A 16,109-nucleotide genomic window follows, 5' to 3' on the forward strand; every position below is an offset into this window, starting at 1 on the left:
AGTGCACTCAACACGTTTAATTCGCCCATTCCCAGACATTCAGGAGACATTCATGGCCAAGATGAGAGCCGTCGACGCAGCCGTGCTGGTGCTCGAAAAAGAAGGCATCGACACCGCATTCGGCGTTCCGGGCGCAGCGATCAACCCGTTCTACTCGGCCATGCGCAAGGCGGGCAACATCAGCCACGTGCTGGCCCGCCACGTCGAAGGCGCGTCGCATATGGCCGAAGGCTATACGCGCGCTCAACCGGGCAACATCGGCGTGTGCATCGGCACCTCGGGCCCCGCGGGCACCGACATGATCACCGGTTTGTACTCGGCTCAGGCCGACTCCATTCCTATTCTCGCTATCACGGGCCAGGCGCCGCGCGCGCGTCTGTACAAGGAAGACTTCCAGGCCGTCGATATCGAATCGATCGCCAAGCCCGTCACCAAGTGGGCCGTCACCGTGCGTGAACCGGCCTTGGTGCCGCGCGTATTCCAGCAGGCTTTCCACCTGATGCGTTCGGGCCGTCCGGGGCCGGTGCTGGTCGATTTGCCGATCGACGTGCAGCTCGCCGAAATCGAATTCGACATCGACACGTACGAACCGCTGCCGGTCTACAAGCCGAAAGCGACGCGCAAACAGATCGAAGCCGCGCTCACGTTGCTGAACAATTCGGAGAAGCCGCTGATCGTCTCGGGTGGCGGCGTGCTGAACGCAGCCGCTGAAGACCTGCTCGTCACGTTCGCTGAAACCGTCGGCGTGCCGGTCATCCCGACGCTGATGTCGTGGGGCGCGATTCCCGACGACCATCCGCTGATGGCCGGCATGGTCGGTCTGCAAACTTCGCACCGCTACGGCAACGCGACCATGCTCGCCTCCGACTTCGTGCTCGGCATCGGCAACCGCTGGGCGAACCGTCACACGGGCAGCATCGAGGTTTATACGAAGGGCCGCAAGTTCGTGCACGTCGACATCGAGCCGACGCAGATCGGCCGCGTGTTCGGCCCGGATCTCGGCATCGTGTCGGACGCGAAGGCCGCGCTCGAACTGTTCGTCGAAGTGGCGCAGGAATGGAAGGCCGCGGGCAAGCTGAAAGACCGCGGCGCATGGGTCGGCGACTGCCAGCAACGCAAGAAGACGATGCTGCGCAAGACGCACTTCGACAACGTGCCGATGAAGCCGCAGCGCGTCTACGAAGAGATGAACCAGGTATTCGGCCGCGACACGTGCTATGTGAGCACGATCGGTCTCTCGCAGATCGCCGGCGCGCAGTTCCTGCACGTCTACAAGGCGCGCAACTGGATCAACTGCGGCCAGGCCGGCCCGCTCGGCTGGACGATCCCGGCAGCGCTCGGCGTGCGTGCGGCTGATCCGCAACGGCAGATCGTGGCGCTCTCGGGCGACTACGACTTCCAGTTCATGATCGAAGAGCTGGCAGCCGGTGCGCAATTCAAACTGCCGTACGTGCATGTGGTGGTGAACAACTCGTACCTCGGCCTGATCCGCCAGGCACAGCGCGCGTTCGACATGGACTTCTGCGTGCAGCTCGGTTTCGAGAACATCAACTCGCCGGAAACCAACGGCTATGGCGTGGATCACGTCGCCGTCGCGGAAGGTTTGGGTTGCAAGGCGATCCGCGTGTTCAAGCCGGAAGAACTGAAGCCCGCGCTGTTGAAGGCGCAGTCGATGCTCTCCGAGTTCAACGTGCCGGTGATCGTGGAAGTGATTCTGGAACGTGTGACCAATATCTCGATGGGCACCGAGATCGACGCGATCAACGAGTTCGAAGAGCTGGCCGCGAAGCGCGAAGACGCACCGACCGCGATCAGTATGCTCGACTAAGCAAGTCGACTGATGCATTAAAAAATGAGCATTACGTGAGCGCGGTTCAGCAACTCCGAACCGCCTCACGAAAATTATCCCACTGACCGACCAGAGAGACAGACGCACCATGCCGAAATTCGCAGCGAATCTCACCATGCTATTCAACGAAGTCCCGTTCCTCGACCGCTTTTCGGCTGCGGCGGACGCGGGCTTTCAAGCCGTCGAATTCCTGTTTCCGTATCCGTTTCAGATCGCTGAGTTGAGCGAACGTCTGCAGCAGAACCGCCTGAAGCTGGTGCTGCACAACCTGCCCGCCGGCAACTGGGAAGCGGGCGAACGCGGCATTGCGTGCTTGCCGGATCGCGTGAGCGAGTTCCAGGAAGGCGTGGGCCGCGCGATCGAATACGCGAAAGCACTGAAGGTGCCGCAACTGAATTGCCTCGTCGGCATTCCGACGGCCGGCGTGGATGCGGACAAGGCACGCTCGACGATCGTCGACAACCTGGGTTTTGCCGCCGGCGAACTGAAGAAGGTCGGCATCAAGCTGCTGGTCGAGCCGTGCAACTCCTACGATATTCCGGGCTTCGCACTGAACCGTTCGGGCGAAGGCCTCGACGTGATTCGCGCCGTCGGTTCGGACAATCTGTTCCTGCAATACGACATCTATCACATGCAACGGATGGAAGGCGAACTCGCGGCGACCATCAAGAAGAACCTGCCGCAGATCGCACACATCCAGCTCGCCGACAACCCCGGCCGCAACGAACCGGGCACCGGCGAAATCAACTACCCGTTCCTGTTCGATCTGCTCGACTCGCTCGGCTATGACGGCTACGTCGGCTGCGAATACAAACCGCGCACGACGACCACCGCCGGCCTCGGCTGGGTGCAGAGCGTGGCCGGGCAAAGCCGCGGCGCGGCGCAGGCCGCCGCCTGAGCGCCGCCTTGCTTCATTGATCGCTCGGATCAGGCGCTTCCCGTCCCGAAGAACGTCCTCTTGCGGGACACCAAACAACACTGGAGATTTAGACACATGGCAAAGATCGGTTTCATCGGCCTCGGCATCATGGGCGCGCACATGGCGCGCAACCTCATCAAGGGCGGCCACTCGCTGTTCGTGACTGGCGCGTACCCGGTGCCGGAAGATCTGAGCAAGACGACGAGCGTTGTCGCCGATTCGACCGCTGTCGCGCAGGCCGCCGACATCGTCATCATCATGGTGCCGGACACGCCTGATGTCGCCAACGTGCTGTTCGCCGACGACGGCGTCGCCGCCGGCCTCACGAAGGGCAAGCTCGTGATCGACATGAGCTCGATCTCGCCGCTCGACACGCAAGCGTTCGCGAAGAAGATCAACGCGCTAGGCGTGGACTACCTGGACGCGCCGGTCTCCGGTGGCGAAGTCGGTGCACGTGAAGCGTCGTTGACGATCATGGTGGGCGGCCCGGAAAAAGCGTTCGCCACGGCGAAGCCGCTGTTCGAACTGATGGGCAAGAACATCTCGCTGATCGGCGAGAACGGCGCGGGTCAAACCTGCAAGGTCGCGAACCAGATCATCGTCGCGCTGAACATCGAAGCCGTGGCCGAAGCGCTGCTGTTCGCGTCGCGCTCGGGCGCCGATCCGGAACGTGTGCGCAAGGCGTTGATGGGTGGCTTCGCATCGTCGCGCATTCTGGAAGTGCACGGCGAGCGCATGACCAAGCGCAAGTTCGATCCGGGCTTCCGCATCGAACTGCACCAGAAGGATCTGAATCTCGCACTCGACGGCGCGCGCAAGCTCGGTATCGCCCTGCCGCATACGGCGAGCGCGCAACAACTGTTCAGCGTGTGCGCGGCGAACGGCGGCAAGGCATGGGATCACTCGGCGATGGTGCGCGCGCTCGAAATCATGGCGAACTACGAAGTCGCGCAAGCGCCGGGTAGCGAAGCCAAGGCCGCTTAAGGAAGTGATAGGGACTGCCCTGATCGTTGCGATATCAACGTCATGACAGTCGCAGGTGGGGCGCCCGGTTCGTCGTGCGGCATGCACGGCGGAACGGGCAAATCGTGCCGCTCTGGGCTGAGAGCGGTAAGTGGGGTCCGCAGCGGCACCCGGCGGCGCCGGGGAAGCCTTGGTCGGTCAGACGTCGTCGTCGGGTGTCCGGCTGTCGGATTTCATGTTTAACGATGCTTATGCTTTTTCGGCCAAACTCTCGCAGCGGGTGCATCAGGCACGCCGCCCACCAGCATCTCTCTTTGCGGCTCCCCTCGTGCGCGTGCTCGCAAGTCCGCTTGCATTTGCTTGCAACTCCGTCCCCTTTGCTCGACCTTTTTTGACACATCGGTCCGCGCTTTTCTCCTACACTCGTTGAGTCTGGTTGCGGGCGGGTCAGCGTTCAAGTGCGGCTTGCCGATCAAGGCAACGCATGTCCTCTGCGTCATTCGCCCGATTCCCAATCAGTGTTCAACCCGTAAGCGGAACGTGCTTGCGCCAGTAACCCATCTGCAAAGGACTCAGAATGAGCATCTTCGGTACCATCGTCAACAAGCTCTTCGGCAAAGCGAAGCCCGACCAGCCTGCTCCCGCGGTTGAGGCAACACCGGATCCGGCAGCGGCGCAAGCTGCCGCGGCTGCGCCGGCGCCCGCGCCGCTGGCCGATGTCGACGTCGCTGCCATCATGGACCAGTTCGTGAGCGAGAGCGGTCAAACGTTGAACTGGCGCACGTCGATCGTCGACACGCTCAAAGCGCTCGGCGTGGACAGCAGCCTCGATCATCGCAAGGAGCTCGCCAAGGAGCTGAAGTACAGCGGCGACACGAACGATTCGGCGAGCATGAACATCTGGCTGCACAAGCAGGTCATGCAGGCGCTGGCGGCGAACGGCGGCAAGCTGCCGCCGGATCTGGCGAACTGACTGCTTGCCGACGCCGCTTCGTCGCGGCGATAGCGGTAAGCCTCAAGCAGAAACGACAACGCGGCGCTCCGGTCGATCACCTGGGCGCCGCGTTGTCATTCAAGCTTCATGAGCGGGACACGGTTCTGACTTTGAACCTGGCCTGTCCGCGCTGAATCGGTCAGTACGTATCGAAGAACTTCTGCAACACCACCGGCCCCGTGCCACCCGCGGCCAACGCCAGCATCAGCAGCACGCGCGCCTTGTACGGATTCAGCGAACCCGCGCTGACGAAGCCGAGCGCGTCGTCGGCGGCCGCGCCGTTGCGCATCACATGCCCCGAACCCACGCGCGACGCACGCACCACCGCGACGCCTTGCGAAGCGGCATCAGCCAGCGCCTGCTGCATCGAGGCGTGAATCGAACCATTGCCCGTGCCCGCCACGACAATACCGCGTACACCGGCGGCCACCAACGCATCCACGGCAATCCGCGAAACGCCCGCGTAGCTCACGACGATCTCCACATGCGGCCACTTCGCGCCGATCACGAATTCGGTGGCGAGCGTATGCGGACGCATCACGCTGCGCTGGAATTCGACGCGGCCGTCCTGCACCCAGCCGAGAGCGCCGATCTCGGGCGATTGAAACGCATCGACCGCGTAGGTACTCGTCTTGACCACGTCGCGCGCGCTATGAATCCTGTTGTTGAAGGCCACCAGCACGCCCTGCCCGCGCGAGGCTGCGTGCGCCGCGACCGTCACCGCGTTCAGCAGATTCAGCGGACCGTCGGCGGACAGCGCCGAGGCCGGGCGCATGGCCGCCGTCAACACGACCGGCTTGTCTGACTTGACGGTCAGATGCAGCAGGTAAGCGGTTTCTTCGAGCGTGTCGGTGCCGTGCGTGACCACCACACCGTCGATGTCGTCGGTGGCAAGCAGCGTGTTGATGCGTTGCGCGAGCGTGGTCCACAGCGGCATGGCCATGTCCTTGCTGTCGACGCTCGCAATCTGCTCGCGCTCGATTCGCGCCACCGTGGACAAGGCCGGCACCGCGGCCAGCAATTGCTCGACGCCGATCACACCGGCCTGATAACCGGATGTGTTGGTAGCGCTCGCGGCCGCCCCGGCAATCGTGCCGCCGGTCGCCAGGACGACGATGCGCGGCAGCGGCGGCGTGGCGCCTTCGTCTGAAGGTATAGCGGAAGAAGAAGTCGAAGTATTCATGGCGGCGATTGTAAGCGATGCGCCGCGCGCCGCCACGCGTGGAAAAACAAATGGCCGTCAACGGCCCGCCCCATTCTCAAACCGCTTCGCGCAACTGCGCGGCGATATCCGCTTCGTTCAATTGCGGCGCGAACATCTCGATCAACCGGTACGCGTACGCGCGCAGGAACGCACCCTTGCGCAAACCGACCCGCGTCGTGCTCGCTTCGAACAGATGCTGCGTGTCGAGTGCGACCAGTTCCGTGTCGCGCTTCGGATCGTAGGCCATCGCCGCGACCACGCCGATGCCCATGCCGAGTTCGACGTAAGTCTTGATCACGTCGGCGTCGATCGCGGTCAGCACGACGTCGGGCAACGCGCCCGCTTTCGCGAACGCCTGATCGATATGCGAGCGGCCCGTGAAATCCTGGTCGTAAGTGACGATCGGGAATTCGGCGACCTCGTCGAGCGTCAGATTCGGGCGGCCCACCAGCGGATGATCCTTCGGCACGACCACGACGTGATGCCACGAATAGCACGGGAACGTGACGATATCCGGGAAGCGGTCGAGCGCTTCGGTGGAGATGCCGATGTCCGCTTCGCCGTTGATGATCATCTGCGCGATCTGTTGCGGACTGCCCTGACGCAGCGCCAGATGCACTTTCGGGAACACCTCGGTGAACTGACGGATCACCTTCGGCAACGCGTAGCGCGCCTGCGTGTGGGTGGTCGCCACGACGAGGTGGCCGCTATCCTGGTCAGCGTACTGGCGCGCGACGCGCCGCAGATTCTCGGCATCGAGCAGCATCCGTTCGATCAGCTGATGCACCGCCTTGCCCGGCTCGGTGAGGCCCGTCAGACGCTTGCCGCGTCGAATGAAAATGTCGACGCCGAGTTCGTCCTCCAGATCCTTGATCTGCTTCGATACGCCCGACTGCGACGTGTACAGCACGTTCGCCACTTCGGTCAGATTCATGTTCTGACGCACGGCTTCGCGCACGAAGCGCAATTGCTGAAAATTCATCTTGATGTCTCCGGTTCAGCCAGAGTTGAGTTATTTGAGTTTGCTTGAAACACCGAGTCGTGTTGGTGCAAGTTGCTACGCGTTCGACCGCGCTTACTGCGCCGGGAACACGCGTAAAGCACGCGGCACCGCCGTCACGCCGTCGCCGATCGAGAGCTGCAGATCGCGCCACGCTTCGCGATCGAGTTCGGCTTCGAGCAGGTTGCCCTCGCGGCCCGCGAGTTCGACCCGCACCGAGCCGCCCAGCGTCACCACGCGCCGCACGTCGACGACGATGCCCTCGCGATGGCCCGACGCCTGCGGATACAACTGCAGATCGTGCGGACGCACATAGGCAAACGCGGGGCCGCTGAAATCGGCCTTGATCGAGACCGGCAGCGCCGCGCCGTCCACCACGAAACCGCTCGCATCGACCTTGCCATGCAGACGGTTGGCCGCGCCGAGAAACTCGTAGACGAACGAAGTCTGCGGATGATCGTACACGTCCTGCGGACTGCCCACCTGTTCGACATGCCCGCGATTGAGCACGACGATACGGTCGGCCACTTCGAGCGCTTCTTCCTGATCGTGTGTGACGAAAATCGTCGAGATATGCAGATCGTCGTGCAGACGCCGCAGCCAGCTGCGCAGTTCCTTGCGCACTTTCGCATCCAGCGCGCCGAACGGTTCGTCGAGCAGCAGCACTTTCGGTTCGACGGCCAACGCGCGCGCAAGCGCGATTCGTTGCCGCTGGCCGCCCGACAATTCCGACGGATAGCGTTGCGCGAGCCAGTCGAGTTGCACGAGCTTGAGCAGTTCATGCACCTTCTCGCGAATCACCGCTTCCGAGGGACGCTCCTTGCGCGGTTTCACCCGCAAGCCGAACGCCACGTTCTCGAACACCGTCATATGGCGGAACAGCGCGTAATGCTGGAACACGAAGCCCACTTCCCGCTCGCGTGCGCCGACCGTCGCCACGTCCTGGCCTTGCAGCACGACCTGGCCGCCGTCCGCGTATTCGAGTCCGGCGATCACGCGCAGCAAGGTCGTCTTGCCACAACCCGACGGCCCGAGCAGCGCAACCAGTTCGCCCGGCGGAAAGTCGAGTGAGACGTTATCGAGCGCGACGAAATCGCCGAAGCGCTTCTGCAGGTTACGAACGGTGATACCCATTACAGCTCTCCTTGCTTGAGCGGGTGTTGCTGCGATGCATGCGTTGCGTGCGTTGATTGCGTTGCCGGTGCTGCAATGGCTGCCGGCGTGACGGGACCGGCGTACGCGGGCACATCGCGCGCGGCCGACAGTTCCGCCGACATATGGCGCTCGGCGAGCAGCTTCAGGCCGAGCGTCACGAGTGCGAGCAGAGCCAGCACCGACGCCACGGCGAATGCCGCCGAGAAGTTGTATTCGTTGTAGAGAATTTCGACGTGCAGCGGCATCGTGTCGGTCTGGCCGCGAATATGGCCCGACACCACCGACACCGCGCCGAACTCGCCCATCGCCCGCGCGTTGCACAGAATCACGCCGTACAGCAGGCCCCATTTGACGTTGGGCAGCGTGACGCGGCGGAAAATCTGCCAGCCCGACGCGCCGAGCACATGCGCGGCTTCTTCTTCGTCGTTGCCTTGTGCCTGCATCAGCGGAATCAGTTCACGCGCGACGAATGGGAATGTCACGAAGATCGTCGCCATCACGATGCCCGGCACCGCGAAAATGATCTGCACGTTGTGGTCCTGCAGCCACGGGCCGAACCAGCCCTGCGCGCCGAACATCAGCACATAAATCAAACCGGAGATCACCGGCGACACCGAGAACGGCAGATCGATCAGCGTGGTCAGCAACGCCTTGCCGCGGAAATCGAACTTGGCGATACACCATGAAGCCGCGAGACCGAATACGAGGTTCAGCGGCACCGCGATCGCGGCGGTGATCACGGTGAGCTTGATCGCCGAGAGCGCGTCCGGATCGGCGAGCGATTCCAGATAGAAACCGAGCCCCTTGTTCAATGCCTGATAGAACACAGCGACGAGCGGCACCACGAGAAACAGCGCGAGAAACAGCAGCGCGACGCCGGTCAGGATCCAGCGCACGACGGGCGGTTCGGTGACCGGATCGGGCCGGCGCGCAACGTTCAGCGGCGCGCGCGGCGCCACGGCTACGGCAGCGGCTGATGCACCTGCATTCTTCACGGAGTCGCGGCTCATTGCGCACCTCCGCCGACACCAATCGCGGCGACACTCGCAACGGCAGGCGCCGGACCCGCTCCGCCACGGCTAGTGCGGCGCTGCAAAAACCACTGCAAGGTATTGATGAAGAGCAGCATCAGGAACGACACGACCAGCATCACCACCGCCAGCGCCGTCGCGCCCGCATAGTCGTATTGTTCGAGCTTGGTGATGATGAGCAGCGACGTGATCTCCGACTTCATCGGCACATTGCCGGCGATGAAGATCACCGAACCGTACTCGCCGAGCGCGCGCGCGAAAGCCAGCGCGAAACCCGTCAGCAAAGCCGGAAACACCGCCGGCAACACCACACGGCGAAACGTCAGCCAGCGCGAGGCGCCCAGGCACGCAGCCGCCTCTTCCTGTTCGCGCTCGAACTCTTCGAGCACCGGCTGCACCGTGCGCACGACGAACGGCAAACCGATGAAGGTCAGCGCGACCAGCACGCCCGCCGGCGTGAACGCGATCTTCAGGCCGAGCGGTTCGAGGAACTGCCCGATCCAGCCGTTACCCGCGTACACGGCCGCGAGCGAAATGCCGGCGACCGAGGTGGGCAGCGCGAACGGCAGATCGACCACGGCATCGACGATGCGCTTGAACGGAAACGTGTAGCGCACCAGCACCCACGCGACCAGAAAGCCGAACACCGCGTTGATCAGCGCGCCGCCGAGCGCGGAAAAGAACGTCAGGCGATACGACGCGAGCACGCGTGGCGAGCTCACCGCCCGCACGAACTGGCTCCAGTCGAGCGTCGCTGTCTTGAGAAAGGTCGCCGCAAGCGGAATCAGCACCACGAGGCTCAGATAAGCCACCGTGATGCCGAGTGTCAGGCCAAAACCGGGCAACGCGCTCGGTTTTCGGAAAGTCAACGTCGTCATGCTCGTTACTCGTTCAGGTTGATGCTCGTGTTGCCGGTCGCCGGGCCCGGCGGCCAAAAGCGCGCCCATGGGCGCGCTCGGGAGTGACGCGTTGCCGCGCCGTTTTCTTGCCAACGCCGGTGACGGCAGAGGCCTGTTCGTGCCTGTGCGTTACTGCGGTTGATAGATCGAATCGAACACGCCGCCGTCGGCAAAGTGCGTCTTCTGCGCGTTGGCCCAGCCGCCGAACGAATCGTCCACGGTGTACAGCTTCAGCTTCGGAAACTTGGCGGTCAGCTCGGCCGGCACCTTGTTCGAACGCGGACGGTAGAAGTTCTTCGCCGCGATCTCCTGGCCCTGCTCGCTATACAGAAAGTTCAGATACGCCTCGGCCAGCTTGCGCGTGCCGTGCTTGTCGACCACCTTGTCCACCACCGCCACCGGCGGCTCCGCCAGAATGCTGACCGACGGCACCACGATCTCGAACTTGTCCGGACCGAACTCCTTCAGCGACAGGAACGCTTCGTTTTCCCATGCGATCAGCACGTCGCCGATACCGCGTTGCACGAAGCTGGTGGTCGCGCCGCGCGCGCCCGAATCCAGCACGCCGGCATTCTTGTAGAGCTTGCCGACGAATTCCTTGGCCTTCTGGTCATTGCCGCCCGGTTGATGCTCCGCATACGCCCACGCCGCGAGGTAGTTCCAGCGCGCGCCGCCCGATGTCTTCGGATTCGGCGTGACGATGGACACGCCCGGCCTGGTCAGATCGTCCCAATCCTTGATGTGCTTCGGGTTGCCCTTGCGCACCAGAAACACGATCGTCGACGTGTACGGCGACGCGTTATCCGGCAAACGCTTTTGCCAGCCCTTGTCCAGCAAACCCTTGTTGGCCAGCGCGTCGATGTCGTAAGCGAGCGCGAGCGTCACGACGTCGGCCTGCAGGCCGTCGAGCACCGAGCGCGCCTGGGCGCCCGAGCCGCCGTGCGACTGCTTGAAGGTGATCGTCTCACCCGTCTTCGCCTTCCATTCCTTGCCGAACGCCTGATTGACCTCCTGATACAGCTCGCGCGTCGGGTCGTAGGAGACATTCAGCAGCGTCGTGTCGGCGGCATGCGCCTGCGCCATCACGCCGAGCGCGCTCGCCGCGCCCAACGCGAGCGCCGCGATCAGTTTCTTCGTCCTGCCTGCCAGCCCCGTACCTTGGTGATTCATGTCAACTTTCTCCGCGTTGTGTCCGCTGAAACAGCGTGTGGTGTCTTATTGCGTCGCGGTCACGTGCACATGAACGTCAACTGGAGGCCAGTCTATCGAAGGGCTTTCATCATTAAAAATAATGTTTCTTCATTCTTTAATACGCAAAAGTGGTAATGACAGCTAGATAAGGCGTTGCGGCATGAAAACGGGTGTTCAAGCGTCGCTTGACGACGCTCGAACGCCGTCCTTCACCGCGAACTTAAAGTAAAGCTTGAATTGCGCCGAATACTGTATAAAAATACAGTCACCTGTTCATACATACAGTGGCGCCATGACCAAACTCACCGCACGACAGCAGCAGGTTTTCGATCTGATCCGCCGGGCTATCGAACGCACCGGCTTTCCGCCCACCCGCGCGGAGATCGCCGCCGAGCTGGGTTTCAGCTCGGCCAACTCGGCAGAAGAGCATCTGCGCGCGCTCGCTCGCAAGGGCGTGATCGAACTCGCGGCCGGCGCGTCGCGCGGCATTCGCCTGCTGGCCGGCCCGGAAGATTCGCCGTACCAGTTCACGTTGCCGCACGCCAGCATCATGCAACTGTCGCTGCCGCTGATCGGACGGGTGGCCGCGGGCAGTCCGATTCTCGCGCAGGAACATATCTCGCAGCACTACGCGTGCGACCCGGCGCTGTTCTCGAGCAAGCCCGATTACCTGCTCAAGGTGCGCGGACTGTCCATGCGCGACGCGGGCATCTTCGACGGCGACCTGCTCGCGGTGCAAAAGCGCAGCGAAGCCAAAGACGGCCAGATCATCATTGCCCGGCTGGGCGACGACGTCACGGTCAAGCGCCTGAAGCGCCGGCCGAACGGGCTCGAACTGATCGCCGAGAACCCCGATTACGAAAACATCTTCGTTGAAACCGGCAGTGCGGAGTTCGCGCTGGAAGGCATCGCCGTGGGGCTCATTCGCCCCGGCGAGTTTTGACCCTCCCGCTCGTTCGACAAAATAAAACGCCGCGCCAACGCCGCATCAACGCTGCATTGTCTGGAGAGTCTCATGGAACGTCTTGCCCGCCTGCTGCCCTTTCGCCAGTTCGGTCGTCTGCGCCATCTTCGCAAGCTGGTACCCTGCTCATTGATCGAGGCGGCCACGCTCAGCACGCCGTCGCTGTTCGATTCGCCCGACGCTGTGCCGAGCCTGCCGTCGTCGTTGCCGGCGTTTGCCCGCGTGTCGTTGAATTCGGGTTTGAATACGGCTGAACCGGCGCGTCGCGCACCGGTGCGTGTTTATCACGGACCGTCGCGTCTCATCATGGTCGGCACGATGGAAGCCGTATGCCGCATGATCGACCGCTGCATCGCCGACGAGGCCAACGTGCATGGCGCGGTATTCGAGTCTTGATCTGTCTTGATGGCACTCGGCGAGTCTTGAACCGGACGGCAAGAGATTGCATTGCGTGGGATCGTTTTCGCGTGGCCGCGGTCCACGTTAGATCACACCTGATGGAGAGTCTCACTCGATGGCAGTTCCGCAACTTACCAAAAGCGGCACCAAGGGCGGTGCTACCCGGCCGCTGATCATCACGCTGATCGTGATTGTAGTCATCGCCGCGCTGGGGTTCGCTTACGCGTCACCGTACATCGCGCTGAACAATCTCAAACGCGCTGCCGACGCGCGCGACGCGCAAACCGTCAATCAATACGTTGATTTCCCCGCATTGCGTGAGAGCCTGAAGCAGCAGGTCGCCGGCTTGCTGACGCGCCGGCTTGACGCGCATGGCAACGGGAATCCGTTGGCCGCGATTGGCGCGATGATCGGCGTCGCGTTGATTGGTCCGCTCGTGGATGCCTATGCCACACCGGACGGCGTGGCGGCCTTGCTGAACGGCATGCCGCCGCGCGGCGATCCGGGCGAGCGGCCGCCCGCGCCGCCCGCCGCGAACAATCCGCCGGACGCCGCTGCGACTTCGCCCGCGCCAGCGCCGGCAGCGCCCACGGCCGGCAACGCACCCAATGGCAATGCCAACGCCGCGCCACCACAACCGCCGCAAACCACGGCGGGCTATCGCGGCATCAACGAGTTCGTGGTCACCTACCAGCATGGCGCCGGCGACGCGCATTACTCGGCGATTTTTCAGCGCGAGGGTGCATTTACCTGGAAGCTGGCCGCGGTCAACCTTAACGAGTGATCACGGGACGTCCGCTTTGTTTGGCGCGGCATCATCTGGCCGCGCCAATTCCCGGAGAGTCGTGCGACGACTCCATTGCGACGTCAAAGCCACCCGCCCAATGTCGTCAGGCCGAGGCCATTAGTCAGCCGCGCTGCAAACGACCACCACCCGTCAAGCCGCCACTTGCTGCTGTTCCTGCGCGGAAGAACAGGCCACCAGAATGCTGCACGAGACACGGTCGAGTAGCGGCGTATTGCCCGCACCCATCCACCAGCGCGACAAACCCGTGCGGCAGCGGTGGCCGACCACGACCAGGTCGACATGCAATTCATTGGCGAGGTTCGCGATCTCGTCGATCGGATGACCGAATGCGAAATGCCCCTGTGCGGTAACGCCTCGCTCGGTGAGCCAGTCCACGCCTTCCTGCAGGATGTCGCGTGCGGTCTTCTCGAAACTGCCGCACGCCACATCGGTCAGCAGGCCCGCGCTTTGCGCGATACTCGAACGCATGTCGACCACCGACAACAAGTGCGTTTCCGCTTTCAGATCCAACGCCAGGTCGGCGCCGCAGCGTAGTGCTTTGCGGCCTTCGCGCGAGCCGTCGTAGCACAGCAGGATCTTCTGGTAGCTCGCCATGATTTTCTCCCTTCGCGCGGGACGCGCGATCTGAATTAATCATGGTGCGCCGCAATTCAGGTTGCAAGGGATGGAAAACGCTAACTGCGCGCTCACTGCATCTCAACGACGCCCTAAACAGGTGCGCGCGCTGCCCGGGGTCGCACGCATGCCAATGCCGCAGTGCACTAAAACCCGTTACGGACTGTCGGGCGCGGACCAACACCGTCCTGCCGATGCCCTAGAATAGGCGGCCTTCCCGGCCATTCGCGTCATTCACGTCTTTTCCCCCGGAGACTCGTTCGATCCATGCCCGAAGCCGCCATCGAATTTCATCAGGTCAGAAAAAGCTACGGCGAGAAAACAGTGGTCGACGGACTGTCGTTCCATGTCAACGCCGGCGAATGCTTTGGCCTGCTCGGCCCGAACGGCGCCGGCAAGACCACCACGTTGCGCATGCTGCTCGGCATTGCGGCGCCGGATGCGGGCGTGATCCGTCTGTGCGGCGAGCCGATCCCCGGCCGCGCGCGCGTGGCGCGAGCGCGCGTCGGCGTGGTGCCGCAGTTCGACAATCTCGATCCCGACTTCACGGTGCGCGAGAATCTGCTCGTGTTCGGCCGCTACTTCGGTTTGAGCGCCGCGCAATGCCGTGCGATGGTGCCGTCGCTGCTCGAATTCGCGCGTCTCGAAAGCAAGGCGGACGCGCGGGTGAGCGAGCTGTCCGGCGGCATGAAGCGGCGCCTCACGCTGGCGCGCGCGCTCGTCAACGACCCCGACGTGCTGATCATGGACGAGCCGACCACCGGCCTCGATCCTCAGGCGCGGCATCTCATCTGGGAGCGGCTGCGCTCGTTGCTCGCGCGCGGCAAGACCATTCTGCTGACCACGCACTTCATGGAAGAAGCCGAACGGCTCTGCCACCGGCTGTGCGTGATCGAGGAAGGGCGCAAGATCGCGGAAGGCGCGCCGAGCGCATTGATCGCTTCCGAGATCGGTTGCGATGTGATCGAGATCTTCGGACCCGATCCGGTGGCCTTGCGCGATGAACTGGCGCCGCTTGTCGAGCGCACCGAGATCAGCGGCGAGACGCTGTTCTGCTATGTCAACGACGCCCAGCCCGTGCATGCGCGGCTCAAGCAGCGCGCGGATCTGCGCTATCTGCATCGACCGGCGAATCTGGAGGATGTGTTCCTGCGGCTCACCGGGCGCGAGATGCAGGATTGAAGGCCCACCGAGACCGGCATCGTACGCAGCGCTAGCGCTATAAACAGGACACCGCACGAGACACGCAATGGACGCACGCACTTACGAACCCCCGGGTGATACGCCGTCGAAACAGGAAGCCTTCGGCGCCTTTCCCGCGAACGCAAGCAACTGGATCGCCGTGTGGCGCCGCAATTATCTGGTGTGGAAAAAGCTCGCGATCGCCTCGATGTTCGGCAATCTGGCTGATCCCATGATCTATCTGTTCGGCCTCGGCTTCGGGCTGGGGCTGATGGTCGGCCAGGTCGACGGCGTGTCGTATATCGCGTTTCTCGCGGCGGGGACGGTGGCCTCGAGCGTGATGATGTCGGCGAGTTTCGAGTCGATGTATTCGGGGTTCTCGCGCATGCATGTGCAGCGCACCTGGGAAGCGATCATGCATACGCCGCTGACGCTCGGCGACATCGTGCTCGGCGAGGTGATATGGGCAGCCAGCAAATCGGTGCTCTCCGGCGCGGCGATCATGCTGGTGGCGGGCGCGTTGGGCTACGCGAATTTTCCGTCGATGCTGCTGGCGTTGCCGGTCATCGTATTGACCGGGCTCGCGTTCGCGAGCATCGCGATGGTCGTGACGGCGCTCGCACCCTCGTACGACTTCTTCATGTTTTACCAGACGCTGGTGTTGACGCCGATGCTGTTGTTATCCGGCGTGTTCTTTCCGGTGTCGCAATTGCCCGCCGTAGCGCGGGGCGTCACCCAGGTGTTGCCGTTGGCGCATGCCGTCGACTTGATGCGGCCCGCCATGCTGGGTCGGCCTGTCGACAATGCGTGGTTGCATGTGGCCGTGCTGGCGGCCTATGCGGTGGGCGGGTTTGTCGTTGCAGCGATTCTGTTCCGGCGCAGGATGATGAAGTAGGTTCGGGCCACAGGCGCTGACATCGGCAAAGCGTCCGGTCA

General features: G+C 63.1%; 16 protein-coding genes. 9 read left to right on the plus strand and 7 right to left on the minus strand.

The annotated features are described in order from the left end of the window. The first annotated feature begins 52 nt into the window (after positions 1-52). From gcl to RI103_RS11260, 4 genes are all read left to right on the plus strand, one after another. The gene (gcl, locus tag RI103_RS11245; protein ID WP_310812104.1) at positions 53-1,828 is read left to right on the plus strand and encodes a glyoxylate carboligase; all 1,776 of its coding nucleotides are present in this window, start codon (positions 53-55) and stop codon (positions 1,826-1,828) included. A 109-nt stretch (positions 1,829-1,937) separates the two neighbouring features. Then, on the plus strand, positions 1,938-2,747 hold the full coding sequence (gene hyi, locus RI103_RS11250) for a hydroxypyruvate isomerase (RefSeq protein ID WP_310812105.1): 810 nt from the start codon (positions 1,938-1,940) through the stop codon (positions 2,745-2,747). Between the two features lie 96 nt (positions 2,748-2,843). Beyond that, on the plus strand, positions 2,844-3,752 hold the full coding sequence (locus RI103_RS11255) for a 2-hydroxy-3-oxopropionate reductase (protein WP_310812106.1): 909 nt from the start codon (positions 2,844-2,846) through the stop codon (positions 3,750-3,752). A 556-nt stretch (positions 3,753-4,308) separates the two neighbouring features. Next, entirely contained in the window at positions 4,309-4,704 is a 396-nt protein-coding gene (locus tag RI103_RS11260) for a DUF3597 domain-containing protein (RefSeq protein WP_310812107.1), read from the plus strand. A gap of 160 nt (positions 4,705-4,864) precedes the next feature. Here the strand turns inward: RI103_RS11260 and RI103_RS11265 are convergent, their stop codons facing one another. From RI103_RS11265 to RI103_RS11290, 6 genes are all read right to left on the minus strand, one after another. Continuing rightward, positions 4,865-5,908, minus strand: a complete 1,044-nt coding sequence (locus tag RI103_RS11265; RefSeq protein WP_310812108.1) for an asparaginase — start codon at positions 5,906-5,908, stop codon at positions 4,865-4,867. Positions 5,909-5,984: 76 nt separating this feature from the next. Then, positions 5,985-6,911, minus strand: coding sequence for a CysB family HTH-type transcriptional regulator (locus tag RI103_RS11270; protein WP_310812109.1), 927 nt, complete (start codon positions 6,909-6,911; stop codon positions 5,985-5,987). Between the two features lie 93 nt (positions 6,912-7,004). Continuing rightward, positions 7,005-8,063, minus strand: a complete 1,059-nt coding sequence (locus RI103_RS11275; RefSeq protein ID WP_144143282.1) for a sulfate/molybdate ABC transporter ATP-binding protein — start codon at positions 8,061-8,063, stop codon at positions 7,005-7,007. Then, positions 8,063-9,094: a sulfate ABC transporter permease subunit CysW gene (gene cysW / locus RI103_RS11280; protein ID WP_310812110.1), complete on the minus strand. Its 1,032-nt coding sequence runs from the start codon at positions 9,092-9,094 to the stop codon at positions 8,063-8,065. The genes RI103_RS11275 and cysW overlap by 1 nt, the downstream gene beginning before the upstream one ends. Further along, positions 9,091-9,993: a sulfate ABC transporter permease subunit CysT gene (gene cysT, locus RI103_RS11285; protein ID WP_310812111.1), complete on the minus strand. Its 903-nt coding sequence runs from the start codon at positions 9,991-9,993 to the stop codon at positions 9,091-9,093. The genes cysW and cysT overlap by 4 nt, the downstream gene beginning before the upstream one ends. Positions 9,994-10,143: 150 nt before the next feature. After that, positions 10,144-11,184, minus strand: coding sequence for a sulfate ABC transporter substrate-binding protein (locus RI103_RS11290; protein WP_310812112.1), 1,041 nt, complete (start codon positions 11,182-11,184; stop codon positions 10,144-10,146). Positions 11,185-11,497: 313 nt separating this feature from the next. On the opposite strand from RI103_RS11290, the gene lexA reads away from it, so the two are divergent. From lexA to RI103_RS11305, 3 genes are all read left to right on the plus strand, one after another. Further along, a complete protein-coding gene (gene lexA, locus RI103_RS11295; protein WP_310812113.1) occupies positions 11,498-12,148 on the plus strand; it encodes a transcriptional repressor LexA in 651 nt (216 codons plus the stop codon). A 72-nt stretch (positions 12,149-12,220) separates the two neighbouring features. Next, entirely contained in the window at positions 12,221-12,565 is a 345-nt protein-coding gene (locus RI103_RS11300; RefSeq protein WP_310812114.1) for a hypothetical protein, read from the plus strand. A 118-nt stretch (positions 12,566-12,683) separates the two neighbouring features. After that, complete coding sequence (locus tag RI103_RS11305) at positions 12,684-13,352, plus strand: DUF2939 domain-containing protein (protein WP_310812115.1); 669 nt, start codon at positions 12,684-12,686, stop codon at positions 13,350-13,352. Between the two features lie 153 nt (positions 13,353-13,505). Here the strand turns inward: RI103_RS11305 and RI103_RS11310 are convergent, their stop codons facing one another. Beyond that, on the minus strand, positions 13,506-13,970 hold the full coding sequence (locus RI103_RS11310; RefSeq protein ID WP_310812116.1) for a universal stress protein: 465 nt from the start codon (positions 13,968-13,970) through the stop codon (positions 13,506-13,508). Positions 13,971-14,258: 288 nt separating this feature from the next. Here RI103_RS11310 and nodI point away from each other — a divergent pair, with 288 nt between their 5' ends. Both nodI and RI103_RS11320 read left to right on the plus strand, forming a co-directional pair. Further along, positions 14,259-15,173, plus strand: a complete 915-nt coding sequence (nodI, locus tag RI103_RS11315; RefSeq protein ID WP_310812117.1) for a nodulation factor ABC transporter ATP-binding protein NodI — start codon at positions 14,259-14,261, stop codon at positions 15,171-15,173. 67 nt (positions 15,174-15,240) lie between these two features. Continuing rightward, positions 15,241-16,068 (plus strand): ABC transporter permease, encoded by an 828-nt coding sequence (locus RI103_RS11320; RefSeq protein ID WP_310812118.1) that lies wholly within the window; start codon positions 15,241-15,243, stop codon positions 16,066-16,068. The last annotated feature ends 41 nt before the right edge of the window (positions 16,069-16,109 follow it).

This window comes from Paraburkholderia sp. FT54, from assembly GCF_031585635.1.
GTDB lineage: Bacteria > Pseudomonadota > Gammaproteobacteria > Burkholderiales > Burkholderiaceae > Paraburkholderia.